The 18,913-nt window shown below is 38.2% G+C and carries 14 protein-coding genes, 1 pseudogene and 1 other annotated feature (1 of these 16 only partly in view); of the genes and pseudogenes, 9 read left to right on the top strand and 6 right to left on the bottom strand.

The window, feature by feature from the left end; genetic code table 11:
* Nucleotides 1-147, bottom strand: a binding site (T-box leader) (it extends 105 nt beyond the left edge of the window).
* A gap of 2 nt (nucleotides 148-149) precedes the next feature.
* On the bottom strand, nucleotides 150-1,817 hold the full coding sequence (gene ilvD / locus DV702_RS00700) for a dihydroxy-acid dehydratase (RefSeq protein WP_114922979.1): 1,668 nt from the start codon (nucleotides 1,815-1,817) through the stop codon (nucleotides 150-152).
* Between the two features lie 915 nt (nucleotides 1,818-2,732).
* Between ilvD and sda the strand changes: the two genes are divergently transcribed.
* Both sda and DV702_RS00690 read left to right on the top strand, forming a co-directional pair.
* Nucleotides 2,733-2,870: a sporulation histidine kinase inhibitor Sda gene (sda, locus tag DV702_RS00695; RefSeq protein ID WP_114922978.1), complete on the top strand. Its 138-nt coding sequence runs from the start codon at nucleotides 2,733-2,735 to the stop codon at nucleotides 2,868-2,870.
* Nucleotides 2,871-3,031: 161 nt separating this feature from the next.
* The gene (locus DV702_RS00690; protein ID WP_114922977.1) at nucleotides 3,032-4,186 is read left to right on the top strand and encodes a polysaccharide deacetylase family protein; all 1,155 of its coding nucleotides are present in this window, start codon (nucleotides 3,032-3,034) and stop codon (nucleotides 4,184-4,186) included.
* Nucleotides 4,187-4,243: 57 nt separating this feature from the next.
* Here DV702_RS00690 and DV702_RS00685 read toward each other — a convergent pair whose 3' ends face one another.
* The 3 genes from DV702_RS00685 to DV702_RS00675 all read right to left on the bottom strand — a co-directional run bounded on the left by DV702_RS00685 (nucleotide 4,244) and on the right by DV702_RS00675 (nucleotide 5,588).
* Nucleotides 4,244-4,558, bottom strand: a complete 315-nt coding sequence (locus tag DV702_RS00685; protein WP_114922976.1) for a DMT family transporter — start codon at nucleotides 4,556-4,558, stop codon at nucleotides 4,244-4,246.
* Entirely contained in the window at nucleotides 4,521-4,907 is a 387-nt protein-coding gene (locus tag DV702_RS00680; RefSeq protein WP_114922975.1) for a DMT family transporter, read from the bottom strand. The genes DV702_RS00685 and DV702_RS00680 overlap by 38 nt, the downstream gene beginning before the upstream one ends.
* 96 nt (nucleotides 4,908-5,003) lie before the next feature.
* Nucleotides 5,004-5,588, bottom strand: a complete 585-nt coding sequence (locus tag DV702_RS00675) for a TetR/AcrR family transcriptional regulator (protein ID WP_114922974.1) — start codon at nucleotides 5,586-5,588, stop codon at nucleotides 5,004-5,006.
* 362 nt (nucleotides 5,589-5,950) lie between these two features.
* Here DV702_RS00675 and DV702_RS00670 point away from each other — a divergent pair, with 362 nt between their 5' ends.
* Together DV702_RS00670 and DV702_RS00665 are read left to right on the top strand one after the other, a co-directional pair.
* Nucleotides 5,951-7,078, top strand: coding sequence for a class II histone deacetylase (locus tag DV702_RS00670; protein ID WP_114922973.1), 1,128 nt, complete (start codon nucleotides 5,951-5,953; stop codon nucleotides 7,076-7,078).
* 51 nt (nucleotides 7,079-7,129) lie between these two features.
* Entirely contained in the window at nucleotides 7,130-8,518 is a 1,389-nt protein-coding gene (locus DV702_RS00665; RefSeq protein ID WP_114922972.1) for a purine-cytosine permease family protein, read from the top strand.
* 131 nt (nucleotides 8,519-8,649) lie between these two features.
* On the opposite strand, the gene DV702_RS00660 is transcribed toward DV702_RS00665, so the two are convergent.
* Entirely contained in the window at nucleotides 8,650-9,060 is a 411-nt protein-coding gene (locus DV702_RS00660) for a cation diffusion facilitator family transporter (protein WP_114922971.1), read from the bottom strand.
* A 206-nt stretch (nucleotides 9,061-9,266) separates the two neighbouring features.
* On the opposite strand from DV702_RS00660, the gene DV702_RS00655 reads away from it, so the two are divergent.
* The 5 genes from DV702_RS00655 to DV702_RS00635 all read left to right on the top strand — a co-directional run bounded on the left by DV702_RS00655 (nucleotide 9,267) and on the right by DV702_RS00635 (nucleotide 17,274).
* Entirely contained in the window at nucleotides 9,267-10,916 is a 1,650-nt protein-coding gene (locus DV702_RS00655; protein WP_114922970.1) for a hypothetical protein, read from the top strand.
* A gap of 43 nt (nucleotides 10,917-10,959) precedes the next feature.
* Nucleotides 10,960-12,399 (top strand): S-layer homology domain-containing protein, encoded by a 1,440-nt coding sequence (locus DV702_RS00650; RefSeq protein WP_114922969.1) that lies wholly within the window; start codon nucleotides 10,960-10,962, stop codon nucleotides 12,397-12,399.
* 17 nt (nucleotides 12,400-12,416) lie between these two features.
* A complete protein-coding gene (locus tag DV702_RS00645) occupies nucleotides 12,417-14,807 on the top strand; it encodes a VWA domain-containing protein (RefSeq protein ID WP_114922968.1) in 2,391 nt (796 codons plus the stop codon).
* 266 nt (nucleotides 14,808-15,073) lie between these two features.
* Complete coding sequence (locus DV702_RS00640) at nucleotides 15,074-15,706, top strand: YflT domain-containing protein (protein ID WP_114922967.1); 633 nt, start codon at nucleotides 15,074-15,076, stop codon at nucleotides 15,704-15,706.
* Between the two features lie 887 nt (nucleotides 15,707-16,593).
* Nucleotides 16,594-17,274: a C40 family peptidase gene (locus tag DV702_RS00635; protein ID WP_114922966.1), complete on the top strand. Its 681-nt coding sequence runs from the start codon at nucleotides 16,594-16,596 to the stop codon at nucleotides 17,272-17,274.
* Nucleotides 17,275-17,335: 61 nt separating this feature from the next.
* Here the strand turns inward: DV702_RS00635 and DV702_RS00630 are convergent.
* Nucleotides 17,336-18,894: pseudogene (locus tag DV702_RS00630) on the bottom strand (FMN-binding glutamate synthase family protein).
* Between the last annotated feature and the right edge of the window lie 19 nt (nucleotides 18,895-18,913).

Below are 18,913 nucleotides of genomic sequence, written 5' to 3'. Positions count from 1 at the left end.
TACCAAGCCCGAGACTGCCTAATCAGCGTACCTTTTAGCAGTCCACTCCGAGGGGATGTCGCAAATAGTTGTATTGCCGGCTCGCAGCACCGCCGGCTCTCTGTGAATACAAGTTTCTATCTACTTTAACCTCATCAACGTTTTATATATTAGATTTTCATTACTCCGCCTGTACTGGCAGAAGTAACTAATTTTGAATACCTAGCAAGATATCCTTTTTTGATTTTCGGTTCAAATGGTTTCAATCCATGACGTCTTTCAGCTAACACTTCATCAGATACTATTAACTCAATTGTTCGGTTTGTTAAATCAATTTCAATGATATCGCCATTTTCTACAAGTGCGATAGGTCCGCCGTCAGCAGCTTCCGGTGAAATATGTCCAATCGATATTCCACGAGATGCGCCTGAGAATCTACCATCTGTTATAAGAGCAACTTCTTTTCCAAGACCCTTACCCATGATTGCTGAAGTAGGAGCCAACATTTCCGGCATTCCCGGACCACCTTGTGGACCTTCATATCGGATAACAACCACATGTCCTGCTTTTACGGTATCGTTGTCAATGTTTTCTTGGGCTTCTTCTTGTGAATCAAATACAATCGCTTCTCCTCTGAACTCCTTAATAGAAGGATCTACGGCTCCGACTTTAATGACTGAACCTTCAGGGGCGATATTACCGAATAGGATGGACAGGCCACCTACTGGACTATATGGATTATCTTTTGTTCTGATTACTTCGGTGTTTGTAATTTCATGTCCTGCAACGTCTTCTGCCAACGTGTTACCTGTGATGGTTATGCGATCTTTATGAATTGCTCCGTCAATTTTACACAATTCATTGATAATTGCACTTACACCACCCGCTAGGTGAATGTCATGCATAGAATAATCGGATGCGGGCATAATTTTCGACAAATACGGAACGCGTTTCGCTACATCATTTACATCTTCAATATTGTATTCAATCTCTGCTTCATGAGCGATTGCCAATGTATGAAGTACTGTGTTTGTTGATCCGCCCATTGCCATATCGAGTGCAAACGCATCGTCTATTGTTTCTTTCGTAATGATATCACGCGGTTTAATGTCTTTTTCGATACAGTTCATCAAATGTTTCACTGCTTTTTTGATCAGCTTGTGTCGCTCATTTGAAGTTGCAAGAATTGTCGCATTTCCTGGCAATGCCATTCCTAGCATTTCCATTAAACAGTTCATAGAGTTTGCGGTAAACATTCCTGAACATGAACCACATGAAGGACAGGCATTCTCTTCAATGTCCAGCAATTCTTCAGCAGTCATTTTTCCACTTTTGAAAGCTCCAACACCTTCAAACACAGATGTTAATGAAAGAGTTTCACCTGTTGAAGATACGCCTGCTTCCATCGGTCCGCCTGAAACGAATACAGAAGGAACATTCGTACGAACTGCCGCCATCAACATTCCCGGTGTAATTTTATCGCAGTTAGGTATATAGAAAACACCATCAAACCAGTGTGCATTAATAACAGTTTCTGCTGAGTCTGCAATCAGTTCACGACTTGGAAGGGAATAGCGCATACCAATATGCCCCATCGCAATTCCATCATCAACACCAATTGTGTTAAATTCAAACGGAACGCCGCCTGCTTCCCATATCGCTTCTTTTACTACTTCAGCAAATTTATTTAAATGCACATGACCAGGGATAATGTCTATATATGAATTACATACTCCAATAAACGGTTTGTGCATATCTTTTGTTTTAACACCTGCTGCATATAGTAAGCTGCGATGTGGTGCACGATCGATTCCTTTTTTAATCATGTCACTTCTCATTGCAATCTCTCCTAAACTAATTAAATACATCCATTACTTAGTAGTAAATAATACATTCAATTGAATATTCTGACTAGCTAGTGAAATGTTTCACAGCTAGCAACTTGATTGTTGTTATCATATCTTGTAAATGAATAAAGGTCAACCGTATTTTTAAAGTTTTTAAGCAATTGCGACTAATAGAAAACTTATGAAAGCGCCTTCAAACGCAATATATCGCGATATATTGCATATCGAAATTTCTAAAATTTTTTTATTTTTTTTTTACTAAAACTGAATTTTATATAAAGTATACGACTTTTTCTTCATATCTTATTATTAATTGTAATGAAATAATTTCATTTCTATATAATCTGTTTTTTTGAATTTACTACTCGAAAAAAACACCTTTCTTCTATATAACAGAAGAGAAGAAATTTAATACTTACTAGCTCAACTCCCCATAGAGAACTAAATTTAAAAGTGAGTTTGACCATGACGATTGGATGGAGTGACGCTGACTTGAAGTATCTTGCGGCTTGCGCTTCCAGACGATATGCTTTCTCTCTGGAGAATCCTAACGAGTACACTAACGCTACAACTCCCCTTCAAAACCACCTCATTTCCAAAAACCATTCCTTTCTTTGAATAATCACCATGCTCACTAAGGAATAACAATAGAACTTATATTTCGCAAAATGTTTCGACAACTTTCGACATCTATTTCTTATGTTTATAACTCTATACACAATATACACCGCAATATATAAGCATTCTGCAAAGCTGTGCACAATGAATTCACATCTTATCCACTGTCTGTGTGGATAAGACGAACGGTTGTTCTTTCACAATACATCTGATAAAGTGATAATTAACATCAGAGAAATTACTTCAAGATGCGAGCATTACATTCACACTAAAGGAGGCGGTTCTATCATGCTTGAGTTGTCAGATCAATTGCTGCTCTATTCTTATCAACAAGCACGTAGACTTGAGTTAAATCAAGAGTTTATTAATTTGTTAAAAAGAGAAATACAGAAGCGTGCCTTGGAATCGATGCAGCCATCTCACTAACCTTCTCTTTCGTCAATTCGGGTATATCTGAATTCCATCAGATATACCCTTTTCTCATGGTTACATTTGTGGAATTTTTGACTTAGGCTATCTTGCAATAACAACAGAGATACTTTACCATTACAAGGAGTTATTTATATAGAATGGAGTTTAGATAGAGAATGAAGAAGTTTGTCATAATGGCTGTGTTCTTATGTTGTTTAGGTTTTAGTTCACCAAAGATTGAAGCTGCTACAGAACAAGTGGTAAAACTTGTAGCTGCCACACCTGTTTTTAAAGATACGCAAAAAATAGCTGTATTTTCAAAAAACACAATACATACAGTTAGTCATTCTGATCAACGTTTTTATTATACGAAGATTGGTAATATGGATGTAAAGTTTTCAAAAACTTATGCAAAAGTAAAGAGTGCTCATACAAATCAGTTGAAAAGTGCCAATCCTGTACGTTTACTTACAAATAAACACGTCAAAGTTTATTCCAGTCCACAAACGAAGTCGGTAGAGCTGGGCCATTTGCAACCTTCACAAATAATTTATGCTCAACGTTTAAGAGGCGATTACTATCCCATTATCTTTGGTGGTAAAACGGGTTATATTTTTAGGAAAGATATTGAAATTCAAAACGGTATTCCAGTCATTATGTATCATGACTTAGTAAAAAACAAAGTGGATCACAATGTATCTATTCTTGAACTGGCTAATTTTAAGGAGCAAATGTTGTATTTAAAACAACATAACTGGCATACGATTACTACTGAAGAGTTAACATTATGGCTTCAGAAGAAAATTAAACTACCTGAAAGATCTGTTCTCATAACATTTGACGATGGATATGCATCTACTGCCGAGCTCGCCTATCCTATATTAAAAGCAAATAACTTTAAAGCGACTTCATTTTTGATCGCCAGTCGCATTAATAAAGAAGGATATGTAACGACAGATCAGATAAAAAATACACAGGACGTATTTTCTTATCAAAATCATACATACGATATGCATAGTTTTAATTCTATGACGAACATGGCTCTTTTAGAATATATGCCAAGATTAATCATCTATAACGACATTGTCAAAGCAAGCCAAATCATTCAAGAGATTCTTCCAAAACAACCTGCTGTTTCTTCACTAGCTTACCCATACGGCAAAAGAAATACCGAGACTATTCGCGCTAGTAAAGTGGCAGGTATTAAAAGTGCTTTTACTATTACTGAAGGAAACGTCTTTCAAGACGACTCTCCCTTTCATTTAACGAGACAACGAGTAGATTCAAGCATGTCACTTAAAGACTTCGAAAGAAAACTGCTTGGAAAGTAATTATAAAAACCGCGTGAGATCAGGTAATCAAACTGATTTCACGCGGTTTTCACTATGTTAAGATAATGCTTTTAATCCTACTACTCCAAAGACAATTAAACATAAACTAACAATCCTGCCTGTACTTTTGGATTCCCCGAAGAAAATCATATTAATGATTACTGCTCCTGCAGTTCCAACACCAATCCACACTGCATAGGCAGTACTTACTTGAAGGAATTTGAAAGAATTGTAGAGTAAGAAGAAGGCTAACCCAAATCCTCCGTAATAAAGTAATCCGTTGGTCAATGTTTTATTTTCACTAAATTTCTTTAAACCAATGACGCCACCAAATTCACTTAGAGCCGCCAAGAACACTAGGATCCATCCCATGCTCACTCACTCCTTTCAGCGCTTTCTTTTCATCCATTCCATCTGCTACTTTTAAACCTGCAACTCCTATAACTAAAATGAATATGAAAAATATTTTTCCTAAACTAATATGTTCTCCAAAAAATAGTACATCCATTAAAGATGTTCCTACTGTACCGATTCCAGCAAATATAGCGTAAACAGTTCCAGTCGGTAAACTTTCACAAGCCTTTGTAAGAAAGTGGAAATCTATAAAAATAAATCCTACAATGAAAATCCAGTGCCACCAATGGGTAGCTGTATTAAAACCATAAATCCATACTAATTCAAAAAAACTTGTTAACGCTACGTATAACCAAGCTTTACTCATATAAACTCCTCCAATATACTTTTAACTTTCCGTTTTGACTGACTGTCATTCATTTTATCATAGAAGTTAATATTTAGCTATATTAACTTCTTACAATCAATTTCTAACTTTTTGAAACTGTAATGCATGTGTTAAAAAATCTAATACTTCTTCTTTTTGTCGATCTGCTTCACTCTCATCGTGATGTGCATATAAAAACACTTGCTCTGCAGTTGACTCAATAAGACCAATAATGATTTTCGCTGTCCGTTCAGGCTTGATTGACTGACGAACAGCTCCCTCATTTTTAGCTGCCTCCAGCTTTTCGCTTACCCACTGATAAAATGGAGCGTATACTGATTCCCATTCTTTAATATGTTCAGTAGAGGCAAGACCTGAGTAAATGACAGCTAAAATCTCATAATACTCTTTGTTTACTTCGTATATCGCATCTACCATTTGCTCGAATTGTTTCGGATATGGCGCTTGATCATCTACTGTACGTATAACAATTTCCATCGTCTTCATTACCATTACTTCCGCAATCGCAGGCATTAAAGATAACTTAGATGGAAAGTATAAATAAAAAGTGCCTTGTGCAATCCCGGCACGTTTAACGATATCTGAAATCTTAGTTTTTTCTATTCCTTGCTCTTGGAATACTTCTATAGCTGAATTTATGATCGCTGTTTTTTTCCCCAATGAACTTCCTACTCTCTGTCTAAAGATTTTCAATATTATATCTCAAACATTCTTTTCTGACAACTAACGCTGACATTCAACTTACATGAATATTCTAAAATTTTTAAAATTATTTCATATAATTTGTTGACAAATGACTCATATTCATTTATTGTGAGTAACAAGATTAATACAGTCACTAATACGTCACAATTACTTTTCAAAACCATTCTTTACAGCACTATTGCATTTTAACATACATCTTGCGGTTTGAATTGATTCTGAAATGAAAACGCTTACTAATACAAAGCAGGCTATTAAATGACTGATAATCATTCATGTTACACTTTTGCAAGATCACTAAATATGTTGGAGGGATTTGTATGAAAACTGGTTTTATTTTTGATGAAAGCTATCTATGGCACGACAACGGCAGTGGAACGCTGTATTTGCCTTCAGGAGGATATATGCAGACTGATGTATTTGTAGAACATCCTGAAACTAAAAGACGCGTAAACAACTTGCTGGCAAGATGTGGATTGATGAAGAAACTTAATCAAATCGAACCACGACCAGCTACTAAAGAAGAAATAGAATATTTTCATACAACAGATTATATAGAAAAAGTGAAGCAACTTAGCGATACAACTGGCGGCGACGCTGGTGATCATGCGATAGTTGGTAGAGGGTCTTATGAAATCGCACTTCTTTCTACTGGTGGAGCGCTTCGTGCAGTAGATGCAGTAATGGAAGGTGAAGTTGACAACGTGTACGCGATGACACGTCCCCCAGGACATCATGCAGAACGTAACAAAGGAATTGGATTTTGCATTTTTAATAATGTAGTAATCGCCGCCAAATATGCGCGTAAAAAGTACGGATTAAAAAGAGTACTCGTGCTAGACTGGGATGTTCACCATGGGAATGGTACAGAACAAGCATTTTACGACGATCCGAATGTACTATTCTTATCGATCCATCAACACCTTAGCTTCCCTAATAATACCGGTTATAAAGAAGATGTCGGTACAGGAGAAGGTCAAGGATATAATGTCAACATTCCCCTACCCCCTGGTACAGGAGACGCGGGCTACGTCCATGCTTTTGAATCAATTATCGAGCCAATAGCAACTGAATTTAAGCCTGAATTAATCATTATCTCTGCGGGACAAGATCCAGGTATGTTTGATCCATTGGGACGTATGATGATGACTGCAGAAGGATTCGGTCAATTGACAGATATTATGCTACGTATTGCCAATGCACATTGTGATGGGAAAATCGTTTTCTGTCATGAAGGCGGATACAGTAATGCATATGTTCCATTTTGCACACTGAAGATTATTGAAAGACTAAGCGGAATTGAAACGGACGTAACAGATCCTTATGCTGCAGGAGCACAAGGATATCCCGATAAATTGTATACAAACCAAAAAGAAGCAGTGGATGAGATTATTGCAGTACAACAAGAGTATTGGCATGCACTACGACCAACAGTGGAAAGTAATTAGGAGAAGAATTTCCTTCTCCACCTTTTCCACACGACAAAAGGAGGCGTTTAAATGGAAAATACTAAAACAAAGTCCATCGAGTCCGTAGGTTTTGAATTTATCCCCGAAAATGATAGGAAAGGCAATCCAAAGGAATTGTTTTTCACATGGTTCGCAGCAAGCACTGTTTCTACCACGCTTGTTACAGGGGCTCTTGCTATTATCATCGGACTAAGTTTCTGGTGGGCAGCTTTGGCAATTATTATTGGACATGCAATCGGGGCAACTATTATGGGACTCCACTCTGCACAAGGGCCTAAACTTGGCATCCCTCAAGTTCTTCAAAGTCGCGCACAATTTGGTTATTTTGGTGTAATCTTACCTATGTTAATCATTTTGACTATGTACTTTGGATATGGCGCGATGAACACCATTTTGGTAGCGCAGGGAGTTCAAGAAACGCTTGGCTTCAATATTAACCTAACAGTTATTATAAGCTTGATCCCTATGGTTCTACTTGCAGTGTACGGGCAAAACATTATACAGAAGTCGATGAAGCTTTACACTATTGCCTATACATTGATCTTCATTATTTTAACAGGATTGGTTATTAGCCAATTATCCATGTCGTTATTAAGCCAAGGAACTTTTACTTGGACTACATTTATTTTAGCTGTATCGATTTGTATTACTTGGCAAATTACGTATGGACCCTATGTTTCTGATCATTCACGTTTTATGAAAGTACATGATGCACGAAAAACATTCTTTTACACAGCATCCGGTAGCTTTTTATCTTCCGCATGGCTTATGCTAATCGGCGCAGCAATTGCAACTATGGTAGTAAACGGTAATGTCATGTCAGAGATTAAAAGTATGGGCGGAATGGTTGGCTACTCCATCGTAATCTTACTTTCTCTTGGTGTATTAGTGATCAATTCTTTAAATATTTATGGTGCAGGAATTATTGTGTTATCTATCGCGAGTAATTTTTGGACTTTTCGGACATCAGGTAGATTACGTGTGATTGTCTCTATAGTTATTGGAATTGTCATTGCTTTCGCTGCTACAGCAGGTGCTGGAAACTTCATGTCTAATTTCCAAATCTACTTAGGCTTTGTATTGTTCTTTATTATTCCATGGAGTGTGATTAATTTAACAGATTTCTATATATTGAAAAGACGCTACCATCATGAAGAGTTTATGAAAAAAGATGGTCAATTTGGTAAGTTGAACTACAAAACAATGGGTGTTTATTTATTTACAATCGCTTGTCAAGTTCCTTTTATTAATACAGAAATTTACCAAGGGGCATTATCTAAAGCGATGAGTGGGATGGATATCGCATGGGTGATCGGGATTGTGATTGCATTTAGTTGTTACACAGTAGTAACTAAAGTGACTGAGCGATCTTCAGCGACGCAAGTTTCCGATATGCCAATCGCTAGTCCTATCGAATAAAAAAAGTAATCATCTGGATAGCGCCAGATGATTACTAACTAGATCATTCTTTAACAGAATTCACACATTTATTTTAGCACATTGTAAGGGAAAGTTCCTTGCAATGTGCTATTTACATTTGATTCAAATAATTATTTAACTTCTTTCGTTTCTTGAACAAATGTCTCTCCACTTTTACGAGCCTGAATATCTATACTTTGTTTTGGGTATTCTTTTTCAAGCCGTTCTTTGAATCTTGCCACTGTTTTCTCGGCTTCTTCTTTTTTCATATCTTCAGTCACTTCGAAATCAAGTAATACAAAACCTCCAGCATCTTCCGTAACAATCAAACTTACATCAGATACGCCTTCTTCTTTAGAGAACTCATCTTTCAATTCATCATTTGAAGTAGTAGTGTCTGATTTATCGACTACTACAGGAGCCTGGTCTTCAGCTGGTTCGGTTTGTTCTTTATCTACTTTTTCTTCTTTAGAATCCGCATTGCACGCCCCTAACAATAGTAGGGATAAACTAAGCGGTGCTAACATATGTCTTTTTTTCATGATATAACCGACCCTTTCTTTTCTAAACTCTACTAATTATCCTATCATATATGTAAATCACTGACAAAGGTTTTGGTTATAATGGATATTTCTAGAATATAGTTAAATAGCCTATGTGTCACTAACTAATATATGACTTTTTCTTCATTTTCAAGTGAAGAAACCGATATATAAGTGATACGACTATTATTGGAGGTGTAAGTATAGTGAGAAAAAAGTTGGTTACTGTCTTTATGTCTAGTTTACTTATAATGCTTGGAGGTTTCTTCATCTATTCTACTACTGTTGAAGCAAGCGAATTAATTACAGGTACATTTGTTAAAGCAGAATATGAAGAGGTTCAGGTAAATAAAGATACGGTGCAACAAGTTTTAAGTAAAGTTACAGTGAAAAACGACGCCGGCCGGACAATCACATTATCTATCGATCGCTATGCAAAGTTGTCAATTGACACTGTTCCTGTAAAAATGGATGCATTCAAGCTAGGTATGAAAGTAGAAGCGGACGTTCAATTGCGCCGTGTAAAAACACTTAACGGAAAGACGGATACACCTTCTGCAGTAATTGAAACAAATGGGAAAGTCATAATCGGCGTTGTTTCTACATTGAATCGAAATAAAAAAGATCTTTCTATTACACTTGATGACGGCCGTGTAAGAAATATTTACCTACATTCTGATACGCAATTATTTAAAAATGGTAAGTTAACAGATATCGGTGCACTATACGAAGGAGACCGAATCAAGGCCAAGTTTTCTGTTTATAACACGAATCATATTTCTGAACTGGAAATTATGGAAACTGGAATACAAGTGGCTGGATTATACAAAGGTACCCTTCACCGGATTGAGCCGATCAGCCGTAAAATTAGTGTGCGGGATGAGACGAAATTTCTAAATTGGCATTGGTATGCTAATGCAGTCAATAGCACATCAAGTTATGATTACTCTGCGAATACCCCAATTTATTTCGAGAATCAGCCTGTTCCTCATAACCAATTACGGAAGTACACAAATCATAAAGTGTATGTCGCCACTAGAAGTAAACATGGTAAAGAACAAGTAGAACGAATCATCATTCAAAAAAATGAAGAACGCACATATTACGAACCGCTGAAAAGTTTCAACGGAAATATGAAACAGATACAGTTGATGAGTGCTGGAAAGTTCACATATCATAATGGATCTATTTTGATTCGTAACGGCAGACTGGTAGAACCTGAAGCGCTTGGAGCTTATGGGACTGCGTTTATAGCTGCCTCAGGTCCTCTGAACAATCAACATGCCAACATTATACATATTAGTAATGATGGCTTAAATAGTCCGAATTTATCTGATCACTCAATATACTTTGGAAAGGTATCGGGGATACTAGGGTATCAACTGAGGCTCTCTTCTTTATCAGAACTCAAGCAAAACGTTTGGACTGTTGCACCTGATTCAGATTTTTATTTCAACAACGAAACAACTGTTGTAGAAGATTACAAACAAGGCATCATTACTCGGATTCCACAAATGGATCTGCCATTTAAGATGGGTCAGTACGGTTACTTCTATATAAAGAATAATCAAGTAATTGCTGCTCATTTCACGCCGAATACTACACTTACGAAAATTGTCTCTGTCGGACGGTTAGCAGCCATATCTCCTAGCTACACGACAATGGACGTACGCAATGTTAGCCAATGGATGAATGGTGCATGGGCAACTCAAGGATTCATTAATAAAATGGATATACAACAAGCGACTTTTATAAAAGATGGCGAAGTAATCCAACCAAAAGATTTACGCAGTAACGACAGATTATTTATTGTTGCTGATAGCATCGTCAAAGGCAGAATAATAATTGTAGATTAATGGCAGTAAGCGTTCCTTACTGCCTAAAAGAAGGAGTCATATAATGAGTTTTTTAAATAAGCTATGGATCGCTCTTCTATTCACTGTAGTCATACTCCCTCTATCGTGTAACGTATCCGCTGCACTTGCAAGTCCCATAGATGTGAACGGTGGAGTGATGAATGAATACGAATATAAAGAAATCTTCTTTCTGACAGGTACGCCTACCGAATTTTCAGGTAAAGCCGTCATTACAGAAAAAGAAAATAAAGGCACAGTGACTCGTAATTATCGCTTCACTCTAACAAGTAAAGCTGGAGATAAATTAACAAGAAGTGTAAATTACGTAGCCACGATCAATGAGCATGAAGGAAAAGGACAAACAACTTCGCAGTTTGAAGTGAAAAGCTATTCAGAAAAAGTTACATTCGGTAAAAGAACTTACACATTAGCAGATTTTCAGTATTCAGAAGGAAGTGTCTCAGATAACTTGCCTGCCTCTAGTTTTTATTCAGGCAATATGGTTGGACGTAAAATCTATAAGTTCGTAGATACAGAGATTAAAGACAATGTTGGCTATGACATAACCGTTCATTTACATGGACGCAATATGGGTTATAAAAATTTCTGGGGTGCGACTGAAACTCAGTTAATTGATTCTGAGATCATTACGCCGAATGGCTCTGGACTTGTCACAAGCAAAGCATCTGACAGCAAATCACGTGTACTCGTCTACGAACCATTTGACCCTTCCCTATCAAGCTTTACAGGTGGTCATTCTGTTGTCAGCTCGTCAGATATGGTAAGCGAATATACATATAACATCCCTTTCGGTGCCGGGTCTGGAACTATTGAATTGCAGAAGAAAAACACACCGAAAATTGAAAGGCTCATCGTACCAAAATTTCGTGATCTAGATCGACATCAGGCGAAAGATGCGATTCAGAAACTTTATTCACTCGGTATTTTTGATGAGAACTCACAATTCTTTTCTCCTAATACCCCGATGAAACGCTACCAATATACTGTCGGTATTTTAAAGGCAGTAGATTTACGGGTATTAGAAGAGCCAAAGAAAAGCAAAGTTCCACGTGTGCCAATTTTTGCAGATTTATCTACAAAAGATCCTGACTATATGTATATCGAAAGTGCAGTAGAACAAGGAATCATTACGGGCGTGACACCTGACTCATTTGAACCTGACTCCCCTATCACCCGTGTACAGGCGATTGCTATTCTCGTCCGTGCATTGGGGATGGAAGGTCGCGCACCGAGCCCGGGCTTTAAAACACAATATGTAGACGATTATAAAATTTCAGATTGGGCGAAAGATAGCGTATATGTAGCTACTGAACTAGGACTTGTTCGCGGAAATGAACATAACCAATTTAATCCAAAACAGCAACTCACGAGAGCGCAAGCAGCATTGATCACATCTCGTTTTCTCGATTTCTTAGAAAACGATTTAAAGCAAAATTATCGTGATGATATTTTCTTTCAATAGGAATGGAGGGCACTTAGTTGAAAATACGTAAAATGACTCACTGGATTTTAGTACTTGCGCTGTGTCTTGCTCTATTGCCGATCCAAGCGAACGCCAAAACTTCTTTCACTGACGTCAATGATCGACATTATGCGAAGGATGCGATTGAATGGGCTAAAAAGCAAGGTTTAACTGTCGGCTATCCGGACGGTACCTTTAAACCGAATCAAGAAATTACTGAATCACAGTTCGTCACAATGCTTGTCCGATTTGACTGCAATTCTCCAAATTCATTTGCCGCACGACCGGGTGAACATAAAGCTATGGGGAATTATCGGTATTTAAGCCAACTATTCTTACCTTTACATGGTATAAATAGTCGCTATGCTAGAGACTCTTCTATTGAAAGAGCACATGCAGCACGTATACTAGCTGCCTATCAAGGCGTCGATCTTTCCAAACATGAGGCAGTGTATTATCTATATAAAAATGAAATCGCACATGGTTTGACTGGGAAAAATGATTACTATGATTATGAACCTACGAACAGTCTAACGCGTGCAGAGACCGTTAATTTCCTTTATCAAATGTCACGTAAAAAAGGATGTGATGCTATTGGTCTTTCCGCTAAAGCAACAGGACAAGATAATGGGATACATTCCTTTCCATCAAATTTCGTTAATGAAGGTGAAGTAGATTTTGAACGGCCACTTCAACCTGCGCCGCCTAGCAAAGATGATATACCAACTGTAAATCAGATAGCGGTAGATATTGAAAAACCAGTCTTAACTGCGAATGGAAAAGATTCCACGTATATCACGTTTACTTTCAGGGATTGTGACGGAGAATTGATTCCTTATGAAAGGGAACTTGAATTTACAGTTACTTCTGCACAAGGGGCTAAGATTGAAGTTCATTCAACTCCTCTATCCGAAGAAATGCCGGATACTATTAATCCAGATACTCCACCTATAGATCAGTTGCCACCTGTTGAAGTACCTGAAGTACCGGAATTACCTGAGAATGATAAAGTTGACGAAGTAGACGAACCAGAAACGGAAATCAAAGGGATTGCTAAGGTAGCCGCCACTTTTGCAAGTGTGGCATCGAGCGCGCCAAAAGTTGTTTCTGACGGTCCTGATGTAACGATAAAAGTCATTGCACCGCGTAAAACAAATACTGCAACCGACACTATAACTGTTACACCGATTACCACATCTGGAAAATGCGTTCTACCTTCTGGAGTCGCTACGTTGACGTACGAACCAAAAGCAGAAGTGCAGTTAGAACTTAGTGATTCGATAGACGGCCGTTCTACTCTTACTGCTACTGTAGCTAAGGCTGGAGGTGAAACTATAACTAATTTTAATGGTTCACTTACACTAGAGTCACAATCTGGACTTGCATTTAATGAATCTGCTCCGAAGTTTATTAATGGAGTCGCGAAAACTTTCTTCATTACACCGACTTATTTAATAAAAGATGAGATTAAGGCCACCGCTGTAGTAAATTCATCTATCAATGATGAATCGGTTCGTTCTATCGCTAACAAGTCATTTTTCATACCGGTAGCTTTTGCACCACCGATTACTGCTACTACATGTACTGCTGAAAAGCCTGAAATCGGATTCGTAATTGACTCTTCTGGCAGTATGAAACGTAATGACCCAAAACGTCTTCGAGTGAGTAAAACACAAGAATTCATTCATGCGCTACAGGCAGATGATAATATCGCCACCCACTTTACAAATATAGGAATGTTTATCGAACGCGGAAAACCTACCGCTGTATCCCCTGCTATTACTCGAGTGAAAGAAAGTGGTGGAACTAATATAGCGAGTGGGTTAAAAATTGCATTTAGTAAATTTACTACAGAACGGGAAAAGATGCTGATTTTATTAACAGACGGCAAGTCTTCTAAAGCCCCGATCATGAAAGAACTGGAAGAAGCTAAGAAACGCGGAATTAAAATCTTTACTATCGGTCTAGGAAACAACTTGGACAAATCGTTATTAAAGCAAATTGCAAGTGAAACCGGGGGAAGTTATTTCCATATTAAAGAAGATATTGAACTACCTCTCGTCTACCAATCAATTTTACAAGAAATTAATTGTGGAAACCCATTACCTACCTGCTCATTAATTGCTTCTGTATTCGAATCAGCTTCCGTCAAGCTTACTAGCCACGATGTACTGATGGAAACAGAACTAGTAGATGCATGCGGGACGATTAGTAAAGTGATTGTGCGTTTCTCTTCCTCACATGGAGACTTGGATTATGAATTGACGCACCGAGGTCAAAATCTCTATATGTTAAACAAAAAGTTATTTGAAATACAAGACTTCCAAATAAAAGACCATGCCACATTTTTAGCATTTGATAGAAACGATAAATTGCTAGGCAAGCAACGAGTACATATTGAACACTAAACGATTACATGTACTATAACTTGTAAGGGGCTGTCACAGAAAGTCAGACTTTATGGACTTTCTGAACAGACCTTTTTTTATTCGCCTGCGTAGTATATTCACATGTTTTGTTTACAGTTTCGCAAATTCTAGACTCTCTACTATAAGTATTCTCCCTTCACTCTTCATGCAACTTCATTCTATTCATTGACGAACGGGTTTCACATTTTGACAACGGGGTATGTTACATATACTAACTAGTAAGTTAATAAAGAGGAGGCAGAGAAATGGACGGCATCAACAATAAGACATTTATCGGTGTGTTTTATAATGATTCGGATCTTCTCGACAAAATAGAAGAGCTTAAATTAACAGGTTATTTAGATGATAATATTTATGTAATCGCAAAAAACGAAACCGATATAGCTATGTTACGAAGTCGTACCGCAGCTGACGTGCATGCTGCATATGACTCTTGGACAGATCGCTTCATGGGGTTTTTGACTGGCGAGAATCATATTAAACAAATGATGTATGGGGTAGGAATGGATGACGAACAAGTGAATCGCTACTACGAAGAAGTTCAACACGGCGGTATGTTGCTTTATGTAGATGAAGGTTGGGCTTTCAGTGTATATTCGAAAGATGAACCTTATTTTACTGAAGTAACGTCATCAGAACCCACTCAAGTGTTGCCTGAAGACAAATCGGATTTCGCTGCACATAATACCCACCCATCATCACATATCGAACCATCGTATGGGGGATATGAGCCATTAACTAATCCAGCTTACCCTGAAATGTTAGCGACTCCTAAACCGGATGCAATAACGGATGACGAAATTCCTTCTACCACATTAGATTCTATTACAACTGATTCTATCATTGAAGATTCTATAACAAAACCTTCAAAAAACTGAGTTAAAGGTAGCGTTTATCAATACCTACCCCAAGATATACATAAACAATTCATTTATATATGTCTTGGGGCTAGGCTGTTGACTATCCAAAGAAAGTAATTGGTATTTGGAAATGTGGTGCTTTTGACGAGTAGTTTTGGAGGTAGTGTATCGTTTAGGATTCTCCCTACAGAACCGGACGCTTTCCTGAAGGCATGCGGCGGACTCGCCAATAGTGCGTTGGCGATTACGCCTGTCGTGCTGATCCTCCACGAGCCTCCGGTTCTTCCGGGAGAATCTTTGACTTTGTGTTCGTAAGTCAGTCCGTGTTCCTCCAGAAATAAAGTATGGTAAGTGACTTCTCCTGTACAGTGCCTCTTTCAACCTTTAAAACGATCACATCCTATCAAACAAGTCCAAGTAGTTTTCACCAAATACAAAAAGCTATCAACCTGTCTTGCACATACTACGTCCGGCTGAATCTGGAAGACGATCGACTCCGGGAGGATCAGGGAAAGCCGTAGCGAAGGACGGCTTTTGCGAGTGAAGCGCAGCGAGAAGGAGCACATCTTTGCACTTGACAGGTGTAACTCGCAGCGCTTGACGGTCCACCGCGCCCCCTCCGGAAAGCGTATCGTCTGGAAGCGCAAGCCGCAAGACACTTCAAGTCAGCTTCACTCCATCCAACTGCCATAATCAAAATCGTTATAAACTAAATGAAAGAGAGAATTATACACAATATGGTTAATCAACAGGCTTGGTCTTGGTTTTTTATATTACATTTAGTTTACAAAGGCTGATTCTTGTAACCCCTTCTTAATCATAACGTAATGTTTGATCTGCGGTTAGTCATGTAATATATGATTTGCAGCTTAAGAGAGACATCAAACATTCGAAGGAGAGTCAGTATGAAGAAGATTTTAGGTTCAATTTTATTAGCTACAATCATGATTATAGGCTTTACAGGAGGAAGCGTAGATGCCGCTAGTAAAGCAACAGCAAAAAGTGGTGTTTATATTACAACACATAATACGAATGTTCGAGCAGATGCGGGCAGTATACATAGAACAGTCTTTACACTTAAAAAAGGTGCACGTGTAAATTTAACACATCAAAAGTATTACGGTTCCCAGCTTTGGTACAAAGTGAAAATTAACGGAAAAAAAGGATATGTATTAAGTACTCTTTTAAAAAGATCTACCGCTAAAGCAGTAGCGTCGTCCAAACCTGCAAAGAGCAGTTCGGGCGTCGTTAAAACTGCAATGAATTTAAGAGGTATTCCATACCGCTTTGGCGGCACAACCACTCGTGGGTTTGACTGCAGTGGATTCATTCAGTACTCATTCAAGAAAAACGGAAAATCTGTTTCACGTACAACGACAGGTCAATTCAAACAATCTACAAAAATCAAATCTCCTAGACCCGGCGATCTTGTGTTCTTCCAAAATACATACCGCAGAGGAATTTCTCATGTAGGAATTTACGTTGGAAACAATAAATTTGTACATGCTGGCGGTAGAAAATCAGAAGTCGTTAGCTTAAGCAATCCGTATTGGAAATCTAAATTTAATAGTTTCAGAAGAATATAATGAATGAATCAAAATTAGGAAACGTGCATAGCAGATCAATCTGCCGTGCACGTTTTTTGTATTATTCAATGGAATGTATTCTTCCTTTGTCGTCTTTATAAATCACATGGTGACGTTCAAACTTTGTCGGAGAATCCAAACCAGCAGCTGCTGCCACCCGAAACAAACCTTCCCTCATCGTCAGTATATAATTCGTGACGCGAAACTTTTTCTCTTCCACAACTAATGCTCTTTGCAAATGCTTGTCTGTAGTCGCAACTCCGGCAGGGCAAGTATTCGTATGACAGCGTTCTGCCATTATACATCCTACAGAAATCATAAATCCACGAGCAATCTGTATCAAATCTGCCCCCAATGCTAAAGCGATCGCTGCTTTATCAGGAGTAATGATTTTTCCTGAAGCAATAATTTTCACTTGGTCACGTACGTCAAACTTCTTTAATGCATCATCCAATAGAACAAGAGAGGAGTATAAAGGTAAGCCTACACTATCTGCTAAATCTTGATACGTCGCTCCAGATCCCCCTCTGCCCCATCTAACGAAATGAAGTCTGGACCCATACCACTTTCCGCTATATAAGCGGCCAGTTCTTCCGCATCTTGCTTTCCGCCGATCACAATTTTAATTCCTACCGGTTTACCTCCAGCTGAACGTATATCTTCAATAAAACGAAACAGACTTGGATAATCATCGAATTGATTGAAGCGATTTGGACTGTTAATTGATGTATACGGTGTAACATTACGAATTGCAGCAATTTCTTCCGTCACTTTCTCCCCCTCTACGTGGCCTCCTCGCATTTTTGCCCCTTGTGCCAATTTAATTTCAAATGCTTTAATTTGCGGAACTTTTGCTTTCTCTTTTACTTTCTCAATATCGAAATCTCCGCCTTCTGTCCGGAAGCCGAATAACCCTGAACCAATTTGCGCAATGATATCCGCACCACCTGAAAGATGGTGATCAGAGACTCCACCTTCTCCTGTATTCATCCAAGCACCTTGCGCCATGCCGATCCCTTTTGACAGAGCCGTTATCGCATTTTCACCTAATGCCCCATAACTCATTCCCGACTGCCCTAGTAAGCTGCGTACAACAAATGGCTGTTCGCAGTCGGGACCTAATACAATTGCATTCTCTTCTGACAATAGCCATGGGAGTGTCGTCACTTCTTCACGATGTTCTCTGCGTGAGAATAAGTTATCAGCATCTACTTCATAACGCATCGTTTTTAATAAATTATCATTATCTACTTGCATTTCTTCATTTTGCTTTGTAAACATCGCGTTCCGAATATAGTATCCCGGTTCTTTAAAATCTCGTTTTGAACCGAATCCAATAACACTATTCAAATATTTTCCGGGCATCACCATATGTAAATACTCTTCCCGGCTAAATGGTTTCCCGCTATTATCATCATTAAATAAATACTGTCTAACTTCGGGACCCGCTTTTTCAAACATATAACGGACACGTCCTAGTATTGGATAATTTCGTAAAATCGAATGTTGCTTCTGACTTCTATCGAAGAAGAACAAAAATACAATCATCGCAATTGGTACAAGTAAAATAATTAACACTAGTAAAGATGTCGTAAAACTAATCCCTTCAAACCAGTTCATATTCCCACTCCTTTCTAAG

The sequence above is a fragment of the Sporosarcina sp. PTS2304 genome (genome assembly GCF_003351785.1).
Classification (GTDB): domain Bacteria; phylum Bacillota; class Bacilli; order Bacillales_A; family Planococcaceae; genus Sporosarcina.
This window is presented reverse-complemented; position numbering and strand designations above follow the sequence as displayed.

What these genes read in the sequence shown, in the direction of transcription:
- ilvD (WP_114922979.1), bottom strand. Translation starts at nt 1,817, where the DNA reads ATGAGAAGTGACATGATTAAAAAAGGAATCGATCGTGCACCACATCGC.
- sda (WP_114922978.1), top strand. Translation starts at nt 2,733, where the DNA reads ATGCTTGAGTTGTCAGATCAATTGCTGCTCTATTCTTATCAACAAGCA.
- DV702_RS00690 (WP_114922977.1), top strand. Translation starts at nt 3,032, where the DNA reads ATGAAGAAGTTTGTCATAATGGCTGTGTTCTTATGTTGTTTAGGTTTT.
- DV702_RS00685 (WP_114922976.1), bottom strand. Translation starts at nt 4,558, where the DNA reads ATGGGATGGATCCTAGTGTTCTTGGCGGCTCTAAGTGAATTTGGTGGC.
- DV702_RS00680 (WP_114922975.1), bottom strand. Translation starts at nt 4,907, where the DNA reads ATGAGTAAAGCTTGGTTATACGTAGCGTTAACAAGTTTTTTTGAATTA.
- DV702_RS00670 (WP_114922973.1), top strand. Translation starts at nt 5,951, where the DNA reads ATGAAAACTGGTTTTATTTTTGATGAAAGCTATCTATGGCACGACAAC.
- DV702_RS00665 (WP_114922972.1), top strand. Translation starts at nt 7,130, where the DNA reads ATGGAAAATACTAAAACAAAGTCCATCGAGTCCGTAGGTTTTGAATTT.
- DV702_RS00660 (WP_114922971.1), bottom strand. Translation starts at nt 9,060, where the DNA reads ATGAAAAAAAGACATATGTTAGCACCGCTTAGTTTATCCCTACTATTG.
- DV702_RS00650 (WP_114922969.1), top strand. Translation starts at nt 10,960, where the DNA reads ATGAGTTTTTTAAATAAGCTATGGATCGCTCTTCTATTCACTGTAGTC.
- DV702_RS00640 (WP_114922967.1), top strand. Translation starts at nt 15,074, where the DNA reads ATGGACGGCATCAACAATAAGACATTTATCGGTGTGTTTTATAATGAT.
- DV702_RS00635 (WP_114922966.1), top strand. Translation starts at nt 16,594, where the DNA reads ATGAAGAAGATTTTAGGTTCAATTTTATTAGCTACAATCATGATTATA.